The 19,778-nt window shown below is 71.4% G+C and carries 25 protein-coding genes and 1 pseudogene; 19 read left to right on the top strand and 7 right to left on the bottom strand.

Annotated features, from left to right (window positions below):
• Positions 1 to 43 precede the first annotated feature (43 nt).
• A complete protein-coding gene (locus H9645_RS02420) occupies positions 44 to 2,143 on the bottom strand; it encodes a tetratricopeptide repeat protein (RefSeq protein ID WP_191728125.1) in 2,100 nt (699 codons plus the stop codon).
• Positions 2,144 to 2,259: 116 nt separating this feature from the next.
• Between H9645_RS02420 and H9645_RS02415 the strand changes: the two genes are divergently transcribed.
• From H9645_RS02415 to H9645_RS02370, 10 genes and pseudogenes are all read left to right on the top strand, one after another.
• The gene (locus H9645_RS02415; protein WP_191728124.1) at positions 2,260 to 2,955 is read left to right on the top strand and encodes a hypothetical protein; all 696 of its coding nucleotides are present in this window, start codon (positions 2,260 to 2,262) and stop codon (positions 2,953 to 2,955) included.
• 138 nt (positions 2,956 to 3,093) lie between these two features.
• A complete protein-coding gene (locus tag H9645_RS02410; protein ID WP_225217914.1) occupies positions 3,094 to 4,047 on the top strand; it encodes a glutaminase in 954 nt (317 codons plus the stop codon).
• Between the two features lie 141 nt (positions 4,048 to 4,188).
• Positions 4,189 to 5,019: a hypothetical protein gene (locus H9645_RS02405; RefSeq protein ID WP_191728122.1), complete on the top strand. Its 831-nt coding sequence runs from the start codon at positions 4,189 to 4,191 to the stop codon at positions 5,017 to 5,019.
• 21 nt (positions 5,020 to 5,040) lie between these two features.
• A complete protein-coding gene (locus H9645_RS02400; protein WP_191728121.1) occupies positions 5,041 to 5,400 on the top strand; it encodes a hypothetical protein in 360 nt (119 codons plus the stop codon).
• 19 nt (positions 5,401 to 5,419) lie between these two features.
• Positions 5,420 to 5,788, top strand: coding sequence for a YajD family HNH nuclease (locus tag H9645_RS02395; RefSeq protein WP_191728120.1), 369 nt, complete (start codon positions 5,420 to 5,422; stop codon positions 5,786 to 5,788).
• A gap of 107 nt (positions 5,789 to 5,895) precedes the next feature.
• Entirely contained in the window at positions 5,896 to 6,336 is a 441-nt protein-coding gene (locus H9645_RS02390) for an HhH-GDP family DNA glycosylase (RefSeq protein WP_191728119.1), read from the top strand.
• A gap of 121 nt (positions 6,337 to 6,457) precedes the next feature.
• Positions 6,458 to 7,063: a hypothetical protein gene (locus H9645_RS02385; protein WP_191728118.1), complete on the top strand. Its 606-nt coding sequence runs from the start codon at positions 6,458 to 6,460 to the stop codon at positions 7,061 to 7,063.
• A gap of 109 nt (positions 7,064 to 7,172) precedes the next feature.
• Positions 7,173 to 7,487, top strand: coding sequence for a hypothetical protein (locus H9645_RS02380; protein ID WP_191728117.1), 315 nt, complete (start codon positions 7,173 to 7,175; stop codon positions 7,485 to 7,487).
• Positions 7,488 to 7,539: 52 nt separating this feature from the next.
• Positions 7,540 to 7,713: pseudogene (locus tag H9645_RS02375) on the top strand (DUF1428 family protein); the annotation flags it as partial.
• Positions 7,714 to 7,775: 62 nt separating this feature from the next.
• Positions 7,776 to 8,246: a YehS family protein gene (locus H9645_RS02370; protein WP_191728116.1), complete on the top strand. Its 471-nt coding sequence runs from the start codon at positions 7,776 to 7,778 to the stop codon at positions 8,244 to 8,246.
• A 47-nt stretch (positions 8,247 to 8,293) separates the two neighbouring features.
• Here the strand turns inward: H9645_RS02370 and trmY are convergent, their stop codons facing one another.
• Both trmY and H9645_RS02360 read right to left on the bottom strand, forming a co-directional pair.
• Entirely contained in the window at positions 8,294 to 8,902 is a 609-nt protein-coding gene (gene trmY, locus H9645_RS02365) for a tRNA (pseudouridine(54)-N(1))-methyltransferase TrmY (RefSeq protein ID WP_191728115.1), read from the bottom strand.
• A gap of 8 nt (positions 8,903 to 8,910) precedes the next feature.
• Positions 8,911 to 9,633: an rRNA pseudouridine synthase gene (locus H9645_RS02360; protein WP_191728114.1), complete on the bottom strand. Its 723-nt coding sequence runs from the start codon at positions 9,631 to 9,633 to the stop codon at positions 8,911 to 8,913.
• 350 nt (positions 9,634 to 9,983) lie between these two features.
• Here H9645_RS02360 and lplB point away from each other — a divergent pair, with 350 nt between their 5' ends.
• The 4 genes from lplB to H9645_RS02340 all read left to right on the top strand — a co-directional run bounded on the left by lplB (position 9,984) and on the right by H9645_RS02340 (position 12,826).
• Positions 9,984 to 10,316: a lipoate-protein ligase small subunit gene (gene lplB, locus H9645_RS02355; RefSeq protein WP_191728113.1), complete on the top strand. Its 333-nt coding sequence runs from the start codon at positions 9,984 to 9,986 to the stop codon at positions 10,314 to 10,316.
• Positions 10,313 to 11,101, top strand: coding sequence for a lipoate--protein ligase family protein (locus tag H9645_RS02350; RefSeq protein WP_191728112.1), 789 nt, complete (start codon positions 10,313 to 10,315; stop codon positions 11,099 to 11,101). The genes lplB and H9645_RS02350 overlap by 4 nt, the downstream gene beginning before the upstream one ends.
• Positions 11,102 to 11,196: 95 nt before the next feature.
• Positions 11,197 to 11,889, top strand: coding sequence for a DUF5666 domain-containing protein (locus tag H9645_RS02345; RefSeq protein ID WP_191728111.1), 693 nt, complete (start codon positions 11,197 to 11,199; stop codon positions 11,887 to 11,889).
• A 22-nt stretch (positions 11,890 to 11,911) separates the two neighbouring features.
• Positions 11,912 to 12,826 carry a pseudouridine synthase gene (locus H9645_RS02340; protein WP_191728110.1) on the top strand — a complete coding sequence of 305 codons (915 nt, stop codon included), beginning with the start codon at positions 11,912 to 11,914 and terminating at the stop codon, positions 12,824 to 12,826.
• Positions 12,827 to 12,839: 13 nt separating this feature from the next.
• On the opposite strand, the gene fabR is transcribed toward H9645_RS02340, so the two are convergent.
• Positions 12,840 to 13,475 carry an HTH-type transcriptional repressor FabR gene (gene fabR, locus H9645_RS02335; RefSeq protein WP_191728109.1) on the bottom strand — a complete coding sequence of 212 codons (636 nt, stop codon included), beginning with the start codon at positions 13,473 to 13,475 and terminating at the stop codon, positions 12,840 to 12,842.
• Between the two features lie 106 nt (positions 13,476 to 13,581).
• Between fabR and H9645_RS02330 the strand changes: the two genes are divergently transcribed.
• From H9645_RS02330 to H9645_RS02320, 3 genes are all read left to right on the top strand, one after another.
• Complete coding sequence (locus H9645_RS02330) at positions 13,582 to 13,959, top strand: hypothetical protein (protein WP_191728108.1); 378 nt, start codon at positions 13,582 to 13,584, stop codon at positions 13,957 to 13,959.
• 95 nt (positions 13,960 to 14,054) lie between these two features.
• On the top strand, positions 14,055 to 14,759 hold the full coding sequence (gntA, locus tag H9645_RS02325; RefSeq protein WP_191728107.1) for a guanitoxin biosynthesis heme-dependent pre-guanitoxin N-hydroxylase GntA: 705 nt from the start codon (positions 14,055 to 14,057) through the stop codon (positions 14,757 to 14,759).
• Positions 14,756 to 15,379, top strand: coding sequence for a DUF1989 domain-containing protein (locus H9645_RS02320; RefSeq protein WP_191728106.1), 624 nt, complete (start codon positions 14,756 to 14,758; stop codon positions 15,377 to 15,379). The genes gntA and H9645_RS02320 overlap by 4 nt, the downstream gene beginning before the upstream one ends.
• Positions 15,380 to 15,421: 42 nt before the next feature.
• Here the strand turns inward: H9645_RS02320 and H9645_RS02315 are convergent, their stop codons facing one another.
• Complete coding sequence (locus tag H9645_RS02315; RefSeq protein ID WP_191728105.1) at positions 15,422 to 16,165, bottom strand: DNA-formamidopyrimidine glycosylase family protein; 744 nt, start codon at positions 16,163 to 16,165, stop codon at positions 15,422 to 15,424.
• 182 nt (positions 16,166 to 16,347) lie between these two features.
• Between H9645_RS02315 and H9645_RS02310 the strand changes: the two genes are divergently transcribed.
• On the top strand, positions 16,348 to 16,911 hold the full coding sequence (locus H9645_RS02310) for a DUF4142 domain-containing protein (protein WP_191728104.1): 564 nt from the start codon (positions 16,348 to 16,350) through the stop codon (positions 16,909 to 16,911).
• Between the two features lie 204 nt (positions 16,912 to 17,115).
• Complete coding sequence (locus H9645_RS02305) at positions 17,116 to 17,877, top strand: outer membrane protein (RefSeq protein ID WP_225217913.1); 762 nt, start codon at positions 17,116 to 17,118, stop codon at positions 17,875 to 17,877.
• A gap of 58 nt (positions 17,878 to 17,935) precedes the next feature.
• Here H9645_RS02305 and H9645_RS02300 read toward each other — a convergent pair whose 3' ends face one another.
• Together H9645_RS02300 and H9645_RS02295 are read right to left on the bottom strand one after the other, a co-directional pair.
• Positions 17,936 to 19,111 (bottom strand): DUF3667 domain-containing protein, encoded by a 1,176-nt coding sequence (locus H9645_RS02300; RefSeq protein WP_191728103.1) that lies wholly within the window; start codon positions 19,109 to 19,111, stop codon positions 17,936 to 17,938.
• A 97-nt stretch (positions 19,112 to 19,208) separates the two neighbouring features.
• A complete protein-coding gene (locus tag H9645_RS02295) occupies positions 19,209 to 19,691 on the bottom strand; it encodes a lipocalin family protein (protein ID WP_191728102.1) in 483 nt (160 codons plus the stop codon).
• Positions 19,692 to 19,778 lie beyond the last annotated feature (87 nt).

Here is a 19,778-nt window from a genome sequence, read left to right as displayed (position 1 = left end):
ATGCGGAAGATCCGCTGCAGCTGATCCTCATCCGCCCGGCGCGTCACTCCATTTCCGGGTTGCGCATCGGCGCCAGCGTCGACAGGTCGGCCCCGGATTCGATCTCCGCGATCCGCGCCTCCATCAGGGCGCGGAGGTCGGCATCCAGCGGCATCTTGGTCTGCGCCAGCGGCCGCCGCAGCGCGCGGATGGCGGCCGCGCCGTCGCCCAGGCGGATGTGTGCGTTGGCCAGCTCGATGCCGAGGCTGGCCGACTGCGGGTAGTAGCCGGCGACTTCCTCCAGCCGACGGGCAACCAGCGCCCAGTCGTCGCCCTTGTGCTTGTGGATGTATTCGAACACCTGGCCTGCCAGGCTGCCCGCGCGCGTGCGCGGCAGCACCTGGCGACCGCGCCAGACTTCCGCGAAGCCGAACTGCGCCACGCGCTCGAGGCCGTGGAAGACCTCGTCCGGATTCCAGTCCCACGACGGCCAGGGGCGATGGTCGGCCCGCGTGTAGACGAACCAGCCGTCGTAGACGCCGTCGACGTTGGCGTCGTCCAGGCTTTCGACGCGCCGCCGGTAGTTGAAGCCGGCCGCGCGCATCTGTTCCTCGCCCACCCAGTAGTTGGTGTACATCGGCAGCCCGGAGGGCCGGATCACGCGGTCGTGGAAGGCGCGCAGCTCGCCGAAGCGCTGGCCGAGGTCGCGGCCTTCGTTGGCGAAGTAGTCCCAAGCGCCATCGGTGCCACCCACCAGTTCGTTGTGGTATTCCCAGGCGCGCTTCTCGCCCAGCGTCATCGCCAGCGTCGCGCCCAACAGCAGCGCCACCGTGGCCAGGCGCGCGCGCGCGAACGGAGGCGGCGCGCGCCGGGTCCAGGCCAGCGCGACCGCGCCGCCGGCCGGGATCGACAGCGCGACCACCAGTGGCATGGCGTGGCGGATCCCGCCCCAGCTGCCTTCCGATCCGAGCAGTGCGGCAAGGTAGGCGGCATTGCCGCCGAGCACGCTCCACAGCACCCACTGTGCGCGCCGCGGCAGCCCGGCGCGCCGCAGCACGATCATGGCGGTGCCCAGCAGCGCGAGCAGCATCAGCGCCAGCGGCACCTTGGACAGGATGATCGCCGGCCAGGAGAACCATGGCGCCTCGCCGTCGTACAGCCTCCCCCAGATCAGGTGCTGGCTGATGCCGCGGCCCTCGATGCCGGTGCGCACGGTGTCGGCCAGTCCCCACAGGTAGCTGCGCGGCAGCACGTGCAGGCGATCGGCCAGCGCGATGCCTTCGCGCCAGGCCGGGCTGCCGACCTCGGCGATCTTGTCGGCGAGGTCGCGGTTGAAGCCATCGCTGCCGTCGGGTCCGGCGTGGAAATGGAAGCCGTACTGCGCCCACAGCACCGCCAGGCCCAGCAGCCCCGCGAGCAGCAGCCTGCCCGCGCGCGCGAGGGCGTCGCGCGGACGCCCGTGCAGGGCCGGCCACACAGCGGCCACCGCGAGCACGGCGACGATGCCGGCGATGCCGGCCAGCGCCGAGTGCTTGGCCCCCAGCGCCAGGCCCAGCGCGAGACCGGTGGCAACGACCCAGCGCCACCGCCAGTGCGCCGCCAGCAGCCCGCCGCAGACCGCGGCGACCAGCAGCGCCAGGCCCAGCGGCAGGTCGGTCATCACCACCGGCATGTGCGCGGCGACCGTCGGCTCGATCGTCAGGAACGCCAGGCTGCCGAGCGCCCACGGCAGGCCGAACGCGTGCCACAGCAGCAGGCCGAGAGCGAGCAGGAGCAGCCCGTGCAGGGTCCACATGGCGGCGCGCGCGATGCGCTGGGCGCGCGCCGGGTCGTTGTCGAAGAACATGGTCTCCTCGACCAGGTCGCGCTCCTGCAGCTTCTCCTGCAGCGCCGGCACCGGGCGCAGCCGGAAGTCACCCGGCATGGACGTGCCCACCCACAGTTTCGCCAGCGGCGGGTGCTCGGGATTGAGGCGGAAGTCGCCGGTGCGGACGTAGGAGGTGCCGGCGACGATATGCCAAGGCTCGTCGACGGTGAACGAATCCAGCCGCGTGCCCAGATGCGAGCGCGCGATGCCGAGCAGGATCAGGACGACCAGCGCCAGCGCGCCGGCGATGCGGCGGAGGGCGTGGCGGGACGGGGCAGGTCTGGAGGGGGTCGGCATGGGAGCGCCTGGACTGGCCGGTCTGGCAGGAGCAACGTGCCGTGGCGGCGCCGCCGGTCATGCCGTTCGCGCGCCCGGCGGGGGGCGTTCCGCCGGCGCACGCTGGACTCGCGGCCATGTCCTCCGACGACCATCCGCGCCAGGGCGGCGACGCCGGCATGCCGATCCTCGAGTTCGCCCGTGCCACCTTCCTTGCCGGGCGCAACACCACGGTCCGCCGGGGCACGCGCTGGCACGGCGTGCCCGCTGCGCGGCTGCGGCTCGCCGACGGTGGCCTGTCGCCGCCGGTCGCGCTGGAGACCGTGCTGCGCGTGTTCCGCGAACTGGACGAGGCCGACCTGCGCTTCGAGCACGATCCGGCATGCCGCACCCCGACCGGCCTGTCCGCCGCGCGAATGGTGCATGTGGGCGAGGTCTCGGAGCTTCCGGATGCGGAACTCGGCCACGCACTCGAGGCCATGACCAGGCCGCGGGACCCGACGCCCCGCCTGCGGGTGTACAACACCGTGGGCCATCTCTCCGACCAGGTCGGGTCCGCCGCAGCCTACGGGCGCTACATCGCGCGTGCCGCGGATCTCGAGGGTGTCCGCCGCGCCGCGCTGCTGGCCGCCACGCTGCGCGAGGAAGGCGTGCCGCGTGGCGACGTGGCCGCCGCCGTGCGCGCCGCGCCGCTGCGCCAGCCGCATGACGATGCAGCGTTCGAATGGGACGTGGCGGGAAGCACCATCGTGTTCCCGGGGCTGGAAGCGGGCCATCGCGGGCGGCACGCGCTGCTGCTGCAGCCGGCCGTCAACGCCGATCGAGGCTCCTGACTCCGGACGCCCGGTGGTGCGTGCGTGTGCGCCGCGTGCACGCCGCGCGCGCGGCGCAGCGGCGCGGGTGCTGCACAATCACCCGCCATGCGGGCAGTCCGGCGCCACGCCGGATTCCGCCACGGACACCAGGACGCCATGCGCAAGCTTGCACCCAATCCCAAAGACCTCGGCCGCCTCGACCTCGTCGACATCCTCGGCACCATCAACGAGGAGGTGCGGCGGCGCTTCGGCGAAGGCGAGGTCGCCGACTACATCCCGAAGCTGGCCGAAGTGCCGAAGGATCGCTTCGGCATGGCCCTGGCGATGCTCGACGGCACGGTGCACGAGGTCGGCGATGCGCGCGAGCGCTTCTCGATCCAGAGCATCTCCAAGGTGTACACGCTGACCCTGGCGCTGGAGGCGGTCGGCGACGCCCTGTGGACGCGCGTGGACCGCGAGCCTTCGGGCGACCCCTACAACTCGCTGATCCAGCTCGAGCTGGAGAAGGGCATCCCGCGCAATCCGTTCATGAACGCCGGGGCGCTGGTGACAGCGGACGTGGTGCTGTCGAACTTCGACGATGCCGAACGTACGCTGCTGGGCTTCATGCGGGCGCGGTCGGGCAACCCGGAGGTTGGTACCGACGAGGTGGTCGCGAAGTCCGAGCGCGAGAGCGGCCACCGCAACGTGGCGATGGCGAACTTCATCCGCAGCTACGACAACCTGCGCAACGACGTGCAGGACGTGCTGGACTTCTACTACCTGCAGTGCTCGCTGTGCATGGACTGCGTGGACCTGGCGCGCAGCGTGCAGTACCTGGCCGACGGAGGCCGCTGCGGGGCCTCGGGCGAGGCGGTGACGACCGCGGAGGGCGCCACCCGCATCAACTCGGTGATGATGACCGCCGGCACCTACGACGCCGCCGGCGACTTCGCCTACTACGTCGGCCTGCCCGCGAAGAGCGGCGTGGGCGGCGGCATCGTCGCGGTGGTGCCGCGGGTGATGGGCCTGTGCGTCTGGTCGCCCGGACTGGACGATAAGGGCAATTCGCTGCTCGGCCGCTACGCGCTGCACCGCTTCACGCGGATGACGGGGCTGTCGGTGTTCTGAGGAACCGTCGGCGTGATGGAGGGAGCGACCCGCCCCGGCGCGCGCCGTCTCCTGAATGGGCGCCCCTCGGGTCATCCCCGGATTGATCGGGCGGGACGCGCCGCCTAGCGTCGGATCATTCCCCCGACGCGGACGGCCATCATGACCTTCATCGACACCGCTGCACGCATGTCCAACGCCGCGCTTGATGCGGCCGCCAGCTGGCGCGACGACGTGGCGTCGACGTCGCTGCAGCGTGCCCCGGTTGCCGACGGCGTCGGGCGCATGTTCGACGCGATCCAGCGCGGCGACGCTGCGGGCGGCAAGGCAGTGGACGCGGCCGCCAAGCCCGACAAGGCCGGCGGGCGCGAGCTGGTGGCCACCGAGGACAGCGTGGACGTCGGCGGCCATCGCGACGCGTACGAACTGCGGCTCTACCGCGAGGCGGACGGCACCTACACGCTCGAGCTGCACATGAAGATCGAGTTCAACTTCGAGGACGGCGCCAACGGCCTGGACTGGACGCCGGAGGAGAAGCAGGCGTTCATGGAGGACTACGTGCGCGAGGTCGAGAGCGCGTGGGACGGCCACTCGTTCACCACCGACGACGGCCGCGAGGTCACGCTGGACATCCAGCTCGAGGTCAGCGAGCAGGAAAGCGGCTTCATGGGGCGCATCCGCGACTTCATGGATCCGAGCGAGAACTACAACATCAACGTGCTGCGGATCCCGGAGGGCGACTTCCACCGCAGCTCGGTGGGTCCGGGCAACGTCTCCCACCTGGACAGCGAAGACAACCGCGCCGTGCCCAAGGGCGCCAGCATGGACCAGGTGGGCACGGCCCACGAGTTCGGCCACATGATCGGCCTGCCGGACGAATACCATCCCGGCCACGCCCACGAGTCCGACACCGACAGCATCATGAATTCCGGCATGGAGGTGCGAGAGCGCCACCTTGACCTGGTGGAGGATTGGGTGGAGAACAACAGCTGATCCCCGCCCTGGACGCATCGCATGAAGCCCATCGCAGTGGTCTGCGCCCTGGCGCTGCTGGTAGCCTGCGGCAGCCAGGTGATCGGAGGTGGCATGGCCACGGACAGTGAGTTCGACGGTGCATGGGAGCGCGTGCGCGGCGCGACGGATGCACAAGAGCAGGGCGACGCGGTGGCGGCCTTCCTGCGCCGCAACGAGGAGGCTGGCGCGCCGGCGCTGCAGGTATCGGTGCATCGCCGCGACACCGGCGCCAAGGCCGCGATCGACGATGCGCTCTGGCAGGATCCTTCGCAGTACGAAGTCACCCTGCGCTACGGCACGCGCAGCCACGTGTTCGTGCCGCTGTCATCGGCAAGCCTGCAGCCGCTGTTCCGCGAATAGGCCGTTGCGGCCTCCTTCCATGCCCACGCCCGACAGCGCCCGCCTGGACCGCATCGTCGCCGACGCCCGGCGCGCCGCCGAACGGCGCGGCCACGGCTATCGCGAGCGGGCGCTGAAGATGTATCCGTGGATCTGCGGCCGCTGCGCGCGCGAGTTCACCCGTGCCAACCTGCACGAACTGACCGTGCACCACCGCAACCACCACCACGACGACAACCCGGCCGACGGCAGCAACTGGGAGTTGCTGTGCCTGTACTGCCACGACAACGAGCACTCGCGCCAGCTCGACCATACCGGCGTCGCCGCCCTCGATGCCGAGGACGCGCCGGCCGCGGCGACGTCGACCCCGTTCGCGGGCCTGGGCGCACTGCTCAAGCGCGGCTCATGAAGCGGGCGTGACACGCGCCGGCCGCGTGGGCCGCAAGACGTGCCGCCGCCAACACCTGGAGTGCACCGCGGGCGTGCTTGGATGCCGTCCGCCCCAGGAGACCGTGCATGCGCCGCCAGCTGCTTCCCCGAGACCTCGGTTTCGATGTCCTGCCCCGGGACGAACCGACGCTGTTCAAGTGGTTCCTCGCCAGCTTCCTTTTCGGCAACCGGATCTCGCAGGCGGTCGCGGCCGACACCTGGCGCCTCATCGTCGTGGAGCACGGGCGCGACACGCCGGCCAGGCTCTGCGAGTGCTCGCACGCGGAGCTGGTGCGCATCCTGGGGGAGGGAGGCTACCGGCGCTACGACGAGTCCACCGCAACCCGCCTGCAGCGGCTGTGCCGTACCCTGCTGGATCACTATGACGGGCGCATCCTCGGCATCGCCGAGGTCGCCGGCAGCCGCGAGGAGTTCGAACGCCGCCTGCTCGAGTTCCGGGGCGTCGGGCCGGTGACGCTCGCCATCTTCATGCGCGAGGCCGGGCCGGCGGTGTTCGGGCCGGCATGACCCGGGCGAGCGGTGCGGATGGCCGCGGAGCGTCCGGCTTCGTCCCCGCTTCACCTGGCCTCCCTCATGCCTTCATCGGGGGCGCGCACGCTGGGCCCCCATCCAGGCTGAGGAGGCCGCCATGTCCACCGTCCTGAAGCCCTCGCCCCGCCGACGCGGCCAACGCCTGCGCGCCCTGGTCTGGGGCGGCGCCGCCGGGCTCCTGCTCCTGCCGGCGGTGGCGATGCACATGGGCGCCCCCGGCCTGCACTGGACCGGCAGCGACTTCGCGGTGATGGGGCTGATGCTCGCGACGGCCTGCGGACTGTACGAACTGGCCACGCGGCGCAGCGCGAGCACGGCGTATCGCGCCGGATTCGCGCTGGCGGTGGCGACGGCGTTCCTGACCGTCTGGACCAACCTGGCGGTGGGCATGTTCGGCCGCGAGGACGATCGCTTGAACCTGGCGTTTGGCGGGGTGCTCCTGGTGGCCGTGGTGGGGGCGCTGCGGGCGCGGCTGCGCGCACGGGGAATGGCGCGGGCGATGGCGGCGACAGCGGCCGCGCAGCTGCTGGCGGCGCTGGTCGGCCTGGGCGTGGGGCTGGCGTCGGCGGGCCGCGCGCCGGACGCGCCGTCGCTGGTGCGCGAAGTGCTGCTCGTGGCTGCGTTCGCGTTGCCCTGGGCGGGCTCTGCGCTGCTGTTCCGCCGCGCCGGCGACGCAGGACGTCAGTTTCCGCCGCGCGGGTGATCCCGCGGCGTGATCCGGTCGCGCGCGCGGGCGCGTGGACGGGCGCCGCGCTGGCACATCTCCTGCTTGGAGCTCCGATGAAGGAATGGAGCGGGACGCAGGGCAAGGGATGGCGACGTCGATGTGGAACCTGGTGGTGGCCGGCGTGGCCGCCGGACTCCTGGCCGCGTGCGCCCGGGGCGAACCCGCGCCGTCGCGGCAGACCGGAGCCGACGGCGTGGTGGACGACGCGGCCCGTGCCGCGCGGACCCATCGCCACGCCGCCCGGCCCGATGAGCCGTCCGCGCGCACGGCGCTGATGTACCGGCCCGGGCCGATGCGCGCGGTGGCCGCGGCGATGCGCGCAACGCAGCGGCGGGCCCAGGCGGCGGCGGGGGCGAAGGGCGGGGCAGCCGCCAGGCCGGGTCGCGTCCGGGGCTCCTGACCCGTCGCGGCCGGCCGCTGACAGACGCCGCCGCCGTGCCAAGCGCGCAGTCAAGCTGGAGGAGGGCGAGCAGGTGGTCTTCTCCTGGGTGACCTGGCCGGACAAGGCCACCGCCGACGACGCCTGGGAGAAGATGCAGAACGATCCCGCGATGGAGGAGTTCGACATGCCCTTCGACGGCCGGCGGATGATCTGGGGCGGATTCGAGGCGGTATTCGAACGCTGAGCCGCGGCCACGCCGCGCGCGGGCGCCGGTAGACTGCACGCCTCTCCACGCGTGCCGGTTCCATGATCAACAACGACGTCCTGCGCAGCATCCGCTACATGCTCGACCTGGGCGACCAGCACGTGGTCGAACTCGCCCGCCTGGCCGACCCGGCGTTCGCGCTGGACAAGGACGAGGTGCGCGCCTTCCTGCTGAAGGAGGACGAGCCCGGCTACCAGCCCTGCAGCGACGCCGTGCTGGCGCACGTGCTCGACGGGCTGATCGTGCACCTGCGCGGCCGCGACGACAGCGTGGCGCCGCGCCCGGTGGAGAAGCGCATCAGCAACAACGTGGTGCTGAAGAAGCTGCGCGTGGCGTTCGAACTCAAGGACGTGGACATGCACCAGGTGTTCGCCGACGCCGGCTTCCCGGTGTCGAAGCCGGAGCTGTCGGCGCTGTTCCGGCAGCCGGGGCACAAGAACTATCGGGCCTGCGGCGACCAGCTGCTGCGCAACTTCCTCAAGGGGCTGACGTCGAGGGTGCGGGGGAGCTGAGGGGTCCGGCGAGGATGTCGCGGGGTGGGTCGCGGCTGTAGCCGCTCCTACAGGGGAGCGGGAGCCGAGTGGTCCAGCGCGTGGTGGATCAGGACCACGCACTGCGAGGCGAACAGCATGGTCGGGCCGAGGCTGACCTTCTTCGCGCCCAGGCGCTCGAGGCCGGGGATCACCTTCTTCGGCATCGGGATGTGGTCGGTCAGCAGGAAGCAGGGATTGGCGTCGAACGCCTGCGCGTGGATCGGTGCGCCCTTGCGGTCCATCAGGAACAGCTGGTGGTCCACGGACAACTGCTGCACCAGGCGCTCGAAGCTCAGGGTCTGCACCGTGACGCCGGCCTCCACCGGGCGCGTCTCCTCCTTGCCCATGCCGCGGGAGGCGTCCAGCGCGTGCGCGACCCGGGCGAGCAGCCGGCGCTCGTCGAAGCCGCCGATGTCGCGCATCGCGTTGGACTCGAAGCGGATCGTCCGCGAGAAGTCGCGGGTGCTTTCCAGCACCAGGTAGACCACCACGTCCGCACGGTGCGACTGCGCCACGAAGATGGCGTTCATGAGCGTGTGCGCGAGGATCTCGGTGTGCGCGGCCTCGCCGATGGAGGCCAGCAGCGCCTGGCTGTCGGTCGGGGCCGCGCGCGCGCGGAGGACGAAGGTGCGCACTCCGGGCCTCAGAAGCGCTCGCCGACGGGCAGGTAGCGCCATTCGCCGACCGGCATCTTCGCCAGCGCCACCTTGCCGATGCGGATGCGCCGGATCGCGACCACGTCCAGGCCCACCTGCGCGCACATGTGGCGCAGCTGGCCGCCCTGCACGCCCTTGATCGCGAAGCGCAGGCGCACCTCGTTCTGCCAGCTGACCTTGCACGGGGGCAGGGCGCGGCCGCCGTAGGAGAGGCCGTGCTGCAGCCGGGCCAGTCCGTAGGGCGCGATCTCGCCGGCGACCTCGACCACGAACTCCTGTTCGATGTCGTCGCGGTCCTCGGTCAGCCGCCGCCACACCCGGCCGTCCTGGGTCAGCACCACCAGGCCGCTGGCCTCGGCGTCGAGCGGCATCAGCGGCGTCAGGCGCTGGAAGTGGCGCTGCAGCAGGCGCACGCCCGACGGGTCGTCGGCCCAGCGGCTGTCGCGCACCACCAGGTCGGCCGCGGGGCGCGGCCCGCTGATCGCGTCATGGCCGGCGGGCTTGTGCAGCAGGATGGTGGCCGGCTCGATCGCCTCCTGGCGGGCGGCGGGATCGAGCACGACCGTTTCGCCCGCCACCGGCATGGCCGGGTTCTCGACGACGTGGCCGTCGACCGACACCCAGCCCCCCTTGATGTACTGCTCCGCCTCGGTCCGCGAGCAGCCGGTCAGGGCAATGAGGCGTTTCGCCAGTCGAACCGGATCGGACATGGGCCAGTGGCGTCGAACGGGGGCAGGCAGTGTACCCGCTGGCAGGCGCGCGGCCCGGCGACCGGCGGCGGCACATGGACGGGCCAGGGCGGAACAGGGCGGAACAGGCCCGGCGTGGCCGGGCGTTCCCATCGGTGACGCCGTGCCCCTCAGGCGGGGGCGAACGGCTTGGCCGCCGCCTTCTCGCGCTTCTCCGCCTTCTTTTCCTTGGCGGTCTTCAGCGGCTTCTTCTTCTGTTCCTTCTTCTGGTTCAGGCCCTTGCTCATGCTCGTGCTCCTCGCGCTGGCGCCGGATTGCGGCGCAATCCCCGCCCGCAGTATGCGCCCGCGGGCTTTGGATAGACTGCGCGCATGGACAGGTCCCGCGACGCCGCCCACGGCGAGTACAAGATTCCCGGCGGCAAGCTGGTGGTGGTCGACCTGGCGGTGTCGGGCGGCCGGATCGCGGCCATGCAGGTCAGCGGGGATTTCTTCCTCGAGCCTGCGTCCGCGCTGGATTCGATCAATGCGGCCCTCGTCGGCCAGCCGGTCGATGCCGGCGAGGCCGCGCTGGCGGCCGCGGGCGCCAGCGCGCTGGATCCGGACGCGCAGCTGTACGGCATCACGCCCGAGGGCGTCGCAGTCGCGGTGCGCCGCGCGCTCGCGCTGCCGGGCGACGTCGCGGACGGTGGGGGTAGCGCATGAACGCCCCCGTACGCAGCGACTGGCGCGACCACGCCTGGCAGCTGGTGCACGCCGGGCCGCAGGCGCCCGCGCTGCACATGGCGCTGGATGACGTGATGCTCGACGACGTGGCCGCGGGCCTGCGCCCGCCGACGCTGCGGGTCTGGGAATGGGCCGGCCCCGCGGTGGTGATGGGGCGCTTCCAGTCGCTGCGCAACGAGGTCGACGCCGCGGCCGCGGCGCGCCACGGCATCGAGGTCGTGCGCCGGATCAGCGGCGGCGGCGCGATGTTCATCGAGCCGGGCAACACCATCACCTATTCGATCGTGGGCCCGGAGTCGCTGGTGGCGGGCATGTCCTTCGAAGAGGCCTACGCACACATGGACGCGTGGGTGATCGAGGCGCTGGCCGGGCTGGGCATCGAGGCCTGGTACCAGCCGCTCAACGACATCGCATCGCCGGCCGGCAAGATCGCCGGCGCCGCGCAGACCCGGCGCCGCGGCGCGGTGCTGCACCACGTCACCATGGCCTACGACATCGATGCAGTGAAGATGCTCGACGTGCTGCGCATCGGCCGCGAGAAGCTGTCCGACAAGGGCACCACCAGCGCGGCCAAGCGCGTCGATCCGCTGCGCAGCCAGACCGGGCTGCCGCGCGCGGAGGTGATCGCCCACATGATCGGGACCTTCCGTCGCCGCCACGGCGGGCTGGTGTGCGGCGAGCTGCGTGACGACGAGCTGCAGCGCGCCGGGCTGCGGGTGCGCGAGCGCTTTGGCACGGCCGAATGGACGGCGCTGCTGCCCTAGGCCGGAGCGTCGCGCCGCAGGCCCGGTCCGGCTGCTAACCCGGAGTTCACGGGCGCGGACGCATATGGGCCTGACCACCGGACTGGAGCATGCCCATGACCCGCACCCTTCGCGGCACCGCCATCACGCTGGCCTCCGGCGCGCTGCTGCTGGCGGGCTGCGCCAGCACCGGCGGCTACGGCGCCCCGGACGGCCATGGCTATCCCGACCAGGGCTATCCCGACCGGGACTATCCGTCGCCGTACGCCAGCCGCGTGCAGGGCACGGTCGACCGCATCGACACCGGCCGCGACCGCATCCTGCTCATGGTCGACGACCCGCGCAGCGGCCGCGGGCTGCAGCGCGAAGTGCGATACGACCAGCGCACGCGCCTCTTCTACCAGGGCCGCGAGAGCGCGGTGGAAGGGCTGGAGCGCGGCGACGTGGTGAGCATCGACGTGGTCGAGTCGGGGCGCGAGTGGTGGGCGCGTTCGATCGACGTGGTGCGCAACGTGCGCGACGGAGGCTACGGCGGCGGCTACGACCCGGGCTACGGCGTCGGCGACACCCTGCGCGGCTCGGTGTCGTACGTGGATGCGCGCGCGCGGATGATCCGGCTGGACGGTGCGGATTACGGTGGCCGCGTGCACGTGGCCTACGACGACCGGACCACGGTCGAGTACCAGGGCCGCCGCTATCGGCCGGAGGACCTGGAGCGCGGTGACCTGGTGCGCGTGCAGGCGCGGCGGCTCGGCCGCGACCAGTGGCTGGCGGAGCGCATCATCGTCGAGCGTTCGGTCGGGTACTAGGCGCTGCGGCTAAGCTGCGCGGATGAGGACGCGCCCCACCCGCGACGGCATTCCCGCCAGCCGCCTGCAGCTCCCGCCGGGCCCGTGGGCCACCGTGTTCGAAGCGCTGTGCGCGCGTTTCCCGCAGGTGCCGCAGCACACCTGGCACGACCGCTTCGAGCGTGGCCGCGTGCTGGATGCCGAAGGTCGCGAGCTGCCCGCCTCGGCCGCCTGCAGGCCGGGCGCGGAGGTGCACTACTTCCGCGAGGTCGCCGACGAACCGGCCATCCCCTTCGTCGAGACCATCGTGCACGCCGACGCGCACCTGGTGGTCGTCGACAAGCCGCACTTCCTGCCGGTCGCGCCCACCGGCGCCTGGGTGCGGGAGACGCTGCTGACCCGGCTGGTGCAGCGGCTCGGCAACCCGGCGCTGGTGCCGCTGCACCGCATCGACCGCGAGACCGCGGGACTGGTCATGTTCTCGGCCGATCCCGCAAGTCGCGGACGCTACCAGGCACTGTTCCGCGAGCGCCGGATCCGCAAGCGCTACCTCGCGCTGGCGCCGCCGCTGCCCGGCCTGTCGTTCCCGCACGTGCGCCGCAGCCGGCTGGAGCGCGGTGAGCCGTTCTTCCGGATGCGCGAGGTGCCCGGCGAGCCCAACAGCGAAAGCGTGGTCGAGGTGGTCGAGCGTGGCGACGCGTCCTGGCGCTACCGCCTCGAGCCGGTGACCGGGCGCAAGCACCAGCTGCGCGTGCACATGGCGGCGCTGGGTGCGCCGATCCTGGGAGACCATACGTATCCCGCGCTGCGCGAACGCGGCGACGACGACCACGCCCGTCCGCTGCAGCTGCTGGCGCAGGCACTGCACTTCGAGGATCCGCTGACCGGTGCACCACGCAGCTTCGTGGCACTGCAGGGGACGTGCGCGCTGCGACGTGCAGTGCCGGCGGCTCCCTGACCCGGAACCGCGCTCAGCGGTGGCCGGCGTGCATCCGGCGCGCGCCCACCACGATCATCCGGACCATGGTGGTCAGGGCGTCGATCTGTTCCCGGTCGCGCTCGGGCGGCAGGTCCATCGCGCTTGCGCCGACGGCGAAGACCAGGCGGGTGATGGCGCGCGCCACGAGGTCGGGCGCGTGCAGCGGCGTGCCGGCGGCATCGGCGAGCCGGACCAGGTCCACGCACAGCTCCTCCTCGAAGAAGCGCAGCTGGGCGTCGACGGCCTGCTTGTAGGCGTCGGATCCGGCCAGCCCTTCGCGAAGCAGCAGGTGCAGGAAGCGGTCGTCGGCGCGCAGCCGCTCGAAGAAGGCCTCGACCGAGCCGCGGACCACGCCGTGGCCGCTGGTGGCCCGGTGGCGCGCCTGGCCGATGACCGCGCGCAGCGAGGTGCCGGCGCGTTCGATGAGGGTGACCGCCAGTTCGTCGATGTCGCGGAAGTGGCGATAGAAGCTGTTGGGCGCGATGCCCGCCTCGCGCGTGACCTCGCGCAGTCCCAGCGTCGAGACGCTGCGGTTGGGGCCGAGCAGCGCCAGCGCGGCGGCGATCAGGTCTTCGCGCGTGATCGAGGGCCTGCGGCCGAGGCGCTTGGGGGAAACAGGGTCGGGCACGGCAGAACGTCCGGCGAGGTGCGCCCATGATCGCGCACTTGCCGCCTTGACGCCGCCTGCGCGCGCGGACGCTAAGCTCGCGCCACCGTCGATCCCGGGAATTCCGATGCTCCTCGCTGCCCTGCCTCGCCATCCCGCCCTTGCCCTCGCCGCGACCGTGCTGCTCGCATCCTGTGCCACGACCGGGCAGGCGCCTTCAGCCGGCGCCGCGCAGCTGGAGGGCACGATCGTGTCGATCGACCTGCAGCCCTGGACCTACGACGGCAACGCCGTGATCCAGGTCGACGCCGGCGACCGTGGCCACGTGCCGGTGGAGCTGCCCGCGCGCTGGAACCTCTGCAAGGCGGCCGCCGTGGACGCGCAGGCCCTGAGCGTGGGCATGCGCGTGCAGGTGGTGGGCGAAGCATCCACGGATGGCGGGGTGGTGGTGTGCAGTGATGCCTCCCACAGGCTTTCGCCAGTGGGACCGGCGGCCAGACGGTGAATCGAGGCTGACCCACCTCCTTGCCGGGCGCGCGTGGGTGGTTCGCCACCGGTGGACTCACCTTACGCTCGCGCCGCCACCGCTAGGGTGGAGGAATGAAGACCCTCCCCCTGCAACGCCCCGTGCACCGCGGCGGCCACCTGACACAGACCTTCCTCGACCATGTCGCCGATCCCGCGTTTCCCTGCGTGGGGTCCAAAGCGGCGCTTGCGCGAGGCGCGATCGAGACGCTGGAACTCGACCGCCTCGGCGAGCGCGACAACGACGCTCCACTGCTTGGTGCGCTCGCGGCCTTCGGTCGCCACCTCGACGCCGAGCGCGATGGCGCCACCACGGTGAGGTCGTTCGCCGCGCTGTTCGACGGCCCGGGCGACACCGGGGAGCAGCGCTTCGAGGCCCTGCTCTGGTCGCAGCTGCAGCGCCTGCACGACCTGGATGCTGCGCGCGGGACCCGCTGGGCACCCGACGTCACGCCCGATCCGAGCGACCCGCGCTTCAGCCTGAGCCTCGCGGGCCATCCGTTCTTCGTGATCGGCCTGCATGGAGGCGCTTCGCGCCTGGCACGCCGCCTGCCGTTCCCGGCGTTGGTCTTCAATTCCCATCGCCAGTTCGAGCAGCTGCGCGCGGACGGCCGCTACGCGAAGATGCAGGCCGCCACGCGCGGGCGCGACATCGCCCTGCAAGGCTCGATCAATCCCAACCTCGCCGACTTCGGCCGTGCGTCGGAAGCGCGGCAGTACAGCGGCCGCGCGGTCGATTCCGGCTGGGTCTGCCCGTTCCGCGCGAGGTCCAGGCGATGACGGGCGCGGCGCAGGCCGGGGCGGTCGAGCGCATACCGCCCTGTTCGGGCCGAGCGATCGAACTGGCGGCCGGCGACGAGCTCGTCGTCATCGACCCGATGGGCCAGCAGGTCAGCGACCTGACCGCCTTCGCCCGCGACGACCTCGAGGAATACCTCTCCTCCGGCCGGTCGATCGACTACGCGTCGAAGCTCTGGCTGAGCACCGGCGACATGCTGTACTCCAACCGTAGCCGACCGATGTTCACCATCGTCGAGGACACCTGCGGGCGCCACGACTTCACCCTGACGCCGTGTTCGAAGGAGATGTTCGAGAAGCTTTACGGCGAGCAGCCAGGCCGTCCGGGCTGCGAGGGCAACCTTGCGGCAGCGCTGGCCCCGTGGGGCATCGGGCGCGACCGGGTGCCGGTGGCCTTCAACATCTTCATGCACGTCACCATGGACCCCGCCACCGGCGCCGTTGCCGTGCTTCCGCCGCTCAGCCGCCCTGGCGACCACATCCGCCTGCGTGCCGAAATGCCGCTGGTGGTGGCGATGACGGCCTGTTCGGCCGGGCAGTCGAACAATTTCAGCTACAAGCCGATCGACTTCCGGGTGGAGCGCGCCGACGCGCGCGCCTGACCGGCGGGTGGATGGTCCGCCGCGGTCGCGAACCGCGTGACTTCAGCTGCCGTCGTACAGCCTCTGGCAGGTGTCGCACCAGAACGCGCGGCGCCTGGTCTGGCCGAGGTGCTTGCGATACGACAGGCGGGTGCCGTCGCGCGGGCAGGTCGTCTTCGTATGAACCTGGTAGTGCTTTTTCAGCTCGAAGGCCTTCTTCCAGCGGTAGAAGTCGAGGCTGTATTCGCGCGCCTGGGTGACCAGCTCACCCAGCTTGCGGGGCGGCAGCGCGCCAACCGGGCTTTCCGGGTGCACGCGGATGCGATGCAGTACCTCGTTCTTGATGATGTTGCCGACGCCGGCGAACACGTCCTGGTCGAGCAGCGCGTCGGCGGCGATCACCCCGGGCTCGGCGCGCAGCTTGCGACGCGCGGCGCCGGCGTCCCATGCGTCGGCCATGACGTCGGCGCTCCAGTCGTAGTGGGCGTCGAGGTCGCCCTCGAGGAAGCGCACCGAACAGGCATAGAAGTTCAGCGTCTCGCCCTTGCTGAAGCCGAGCGACAGCCGTGGCGGACGCTCGCGTTCTTCATCGATGCGCCAGCTGCCGAACAGCAGGAAGTGGATGCGCAGGCCGAAGCCGTCGAACTGCAGCAGGAAATGCTTTCCCCAGCTGCATACGGCCAGGACCTTGCGCCCCTGCATGCGCGCGATGTCCTGCGTACTGTTGCCCGAGACCCGCAGGACCTTGCGACCTGCGAACTTCGCCGCGGCCTCGCGGAGGATGACGATGGAAGGGCCTTCGGGCATGTCCGCAGTATCGGCGTGGCCGATGAGACATGCGTCAACGCGAGCCGTGTGAAGAATGCGCGAGCGTCCTTGCGGGGACTGTTCATCGTCGTCGCGGCGCGGATAACGGCGGCTTCACGCCTCACGAATCCACCGGCTGGTGTTCTGGTTGTCCCCACCGCAACAAGTCCCAGGAGACCTCCATGCTCGGACGACTCATCAAGCTCGGCGTCGTCGCCGGTGCCGGTTACGCCGCCTGGAAGGCGCTTTCGAAACAGCCGCCGAAGCAGTCCTTCTTCCAGCAGGCGCTGCAGTCGGGCATCGCCGACGTCGCCGCGGCGCAGTCGGCCCAGCTGCGCGCGGCCTCGGCGGACGTGCGCGCGTTCGCGCAGCAGCTGGAGCACGACCAGGGCGGGCATAACCGCGACCTCGCCGACGCGTCGGGCCTGGACCTGGCCGAACCGGACGACCGCCAGCTCGCTGACCTGCACGCGATCGACCTGCTGCAGGGCGAGGCCTATGACCGCGCCTGGCTGAAACACATGTCGAAGTGCCATCGCAGGACCATCCGCCTGTACGAGCGCGAGGTCGAACGGGGTGGCGCGGGCGGGCCACTGGCCGAGGAAGTGCTGCCTAGGCTTCGGGCCCACGCCGAGCGCATTGGCCAGCTGCAGGCGCCGGCGGCGGGGGGCGATGCCGATGCGGTCGTCGCGTCTGCTGAGCCGACGGAAGCGGTCGGCTACGATGGACCGCGCGCGGTGATGTGACGGCGGCGGCGCAAGACCGGGGCGGCCAGGCGCGGCGCTCAGGGCGCGGCGTGCATGACCTGCTACGACGCTTGTTGCCATCGTGGGTCCAGCGCCGCCGCCCTGCGCAGGGCGGCGGCGCTGGCACGTCTCCTGCTTGGATGCGGCTGCACGCCAGGAAGGCAGGCATGCCGACCGTGCACGACATCCATTGAAGGGGACGACATGAAGTACAGCAGACAGGCGGCCGCGACGGCCGCCTTTATCGTGGCCGCCATGGCCGCATCCGCGTCGGCGAGCGCCCAGACCCGACCCGTGGAGGCCTGGCAGCCTCCCGCCCGGCAGGAACCCGATCCGGCCAAGCGCATCCCGGCGCCGGTCGAGACCGCGCCCACCGCCACTGCTGCGCAGGCGGCGCCCGCCGCCGCCACCGCCGCGCAGGTGGCGCCCGCCGTCCACGTCGACGCGCCCCCGGCCGCTGTCCAGGATGCGGGATACGCCTACGAAGAGGGTCGCGGCGGATTCTTCCTGGGGGCCAAGGGCGGCCGCGGCTGGGTCTACGACGACATCGACCAGTCGGCCCGCGAACTCAACGCCGGCTATCGCTGGCAGGCGGGTTCGGTGACCCTGGTCGGGATCGAACTCGCCCGCGGTGAACTCGGCGCGGCGTCGGAGGGCGGCTTCGAGGTCGCGGAGGTGGACTACGGCAGCATCGGCGTCAACGCCCGCTTCAACTTCGGACGCAGCAGCCCGGTCTACGCCCTGGTGCGCGCCGGATACTGGAGCGCCGAGGAGAAGGGCGACTACGGCATGGACGTCGACGGCGGCTACTTCGGGCTCGGCCTGGGCGTCGACATCAACCGCCACGTCAACCTCGGCCTGACCTACACGAACTACGTGTACTTCGACAGCTACTACTGGGGCGATGGGTACTACGAGGTCAACCGTGCCGACACCCTGATGTTCGGGGCCGAAGTCCGGTTCTGAGGGGGGGCGGCGGGCCTGCTGACGGGCCCGCCGCGCGGCGGGGCCGCGCCCGCCTCGATCAGGCCGTGGTCAACCGGGCCAGGAACACCAGCATCGTCGCCACCAGCAGCATCATGAAGTAGATGGTGCCGATCACCAGGTACTTGAGCAGGGTCAGCCACCAGGCCTGGCCGTAGACGCGCTTCTGCATCAGCAGCAGGTAGAGCGGCATCCACACCATGACCGCGGCGGAGCACGCGCGCAGGGCCAGGCTGCCGGCGGTCGATGCGACCCAGCTGTTGGCCGCCGAGAGCACGAAGGCCAGGGTCAGCATGATCAGCAGGAAGATGTGGCTGTACAGCGCCACGACCAGGTGTTCGAGATAGACGCGGCCAGTGAACAGGTAGGCGATCCTGAGCAGGAGCGCGAACACCGGCACCAGCAGGAACAGCGCGGACGGCGCGGCGGCCATCATCTCCTGCACCCACCTGTCCGCGCTGCCGTCGCCAAGCGACTGCATGTTTTTTTCGAGGTTGCCGAGCTTGCGGTTGAGCCAGTCGTTGGCGAACCCGGGCCACCAGCCGACGATGAAGGGATTGTCCGTGGGATGCCATTCGCCGCGATGGCCGAGCATGTTCAGCTGCAGGCGCCGCGGCGTCCGTGCGGCGGGCGCGCTGCCGGCGTCTGCGTCGGCGCCGGCCTGCACCGGCGGCTTGCCTTCGAGCTCGAGGATGCGGTTGGCGGCGGCGCTCTGGATGCGCACTTCGGCCACGACCAGCGCGGGGTCGACGCCCGGCGTGTTGCCGGCTTCGATGCGCGCCTGCTCGATGCCGGCCAGCAATCCGTCGCGGACGCGCTCGACCTCCGCCACCGTCGTGGCCGAGGCGATGCCCTCGACGGCGTTGGTGTCGATGCCGCCGTCGTCCACGTGCACGACCACCGCGCCGACGAAGAAGGTGAGCACGCTGAGCACCACGAACATGCGCAGCGGCGCGATGTAGCGCGCGCGATGGCCCGCCAGGTAGTTGATCGCGACCTTGCCCGGCGACCACAGGTCGCGCAGGGTGCGGAAGACGCGCCCGTCGAGATGCCAGAACGCCTCGAAGAACTCCTCGACCGCATGGCCGAGGTGCCGGATCGGGTTGTGCACGGACTGGCCGCAGGCATGGCAGAACTCGCCATGCAGGGTGGCGGCGCAGTTCTCGCAGCGGGTGGGCGCGTCGTGCGCGACCGGATCGGCTGCCTGCTTGCTCACGCGTCTGTTCCCGGTGCCGTCGTCTGGGCGGGGCGTCACGATAACGGCGCGGGCCTCCGGGCGCCAGCGTCGGGCGCGCTGGCGCGGGTGCGGGAACTCAGGCGCTCTGCGGGGTCTCGATCAGCGGCGAGAGGTCGAAGCCCTGCGCGCGTGCGAGCGCAAGGTAGCGCGCACGGGTGGTCGGCTCGATCCGCGGCGTGCGCGCCAGCAGCCACAGATACTTGCGGTCCGGGCTGCCGACCAGCGCGACGCTGTAGTCCGGCTCGAGGCCGATGATCCAGTAGTCGCCCTTGGTGAAGGGGATCCAGCGCAGGCCTTCAGGCAGGAAGCTGACCTCGAGGCGGCTGGCGGAATCGTCCAGCGCCGTGGCCTCGCCGATGGCCTCCTCGATCTCGCCCCGCCGGCGCATGCGGTTGCGGACCTCGACCTTGCCGTCGTCCTTGAGCGAGTAGGTGGCGGTGACGTCGGTCGCGTCCTCGGGCTCGTGGCGCATGGGCAACCTGGCGATCTCGTACCAGGTGCCCATGTAGCGCTCGATGTCGACGCTGGCGACGGTGGCGAGTTCGGGGTGGGAGGTCATTGGGGGGCCTGTGCGATGCGAACGGGAGGGACAGGCTAGGGCGGTGCCCGTGAACACGCCGTCCCGCGGCGGCGCGTGCCGCTACAC

Origin of the sequence: Luteimonas colneyensis, assembly GCF_014836665.1 — a bacterium.
Lineage (GTDB): Bacteria > Pseudomonadota > Gammaproteobacteria > Xanthomonadales > Xanthomonadaceae > Luteimonas > Luteimonas colneyensis.
Note: the sequence above shows the minus strand (reverse complement) of the source record. Positions and strands in the feature narration are given on the sequence as shown.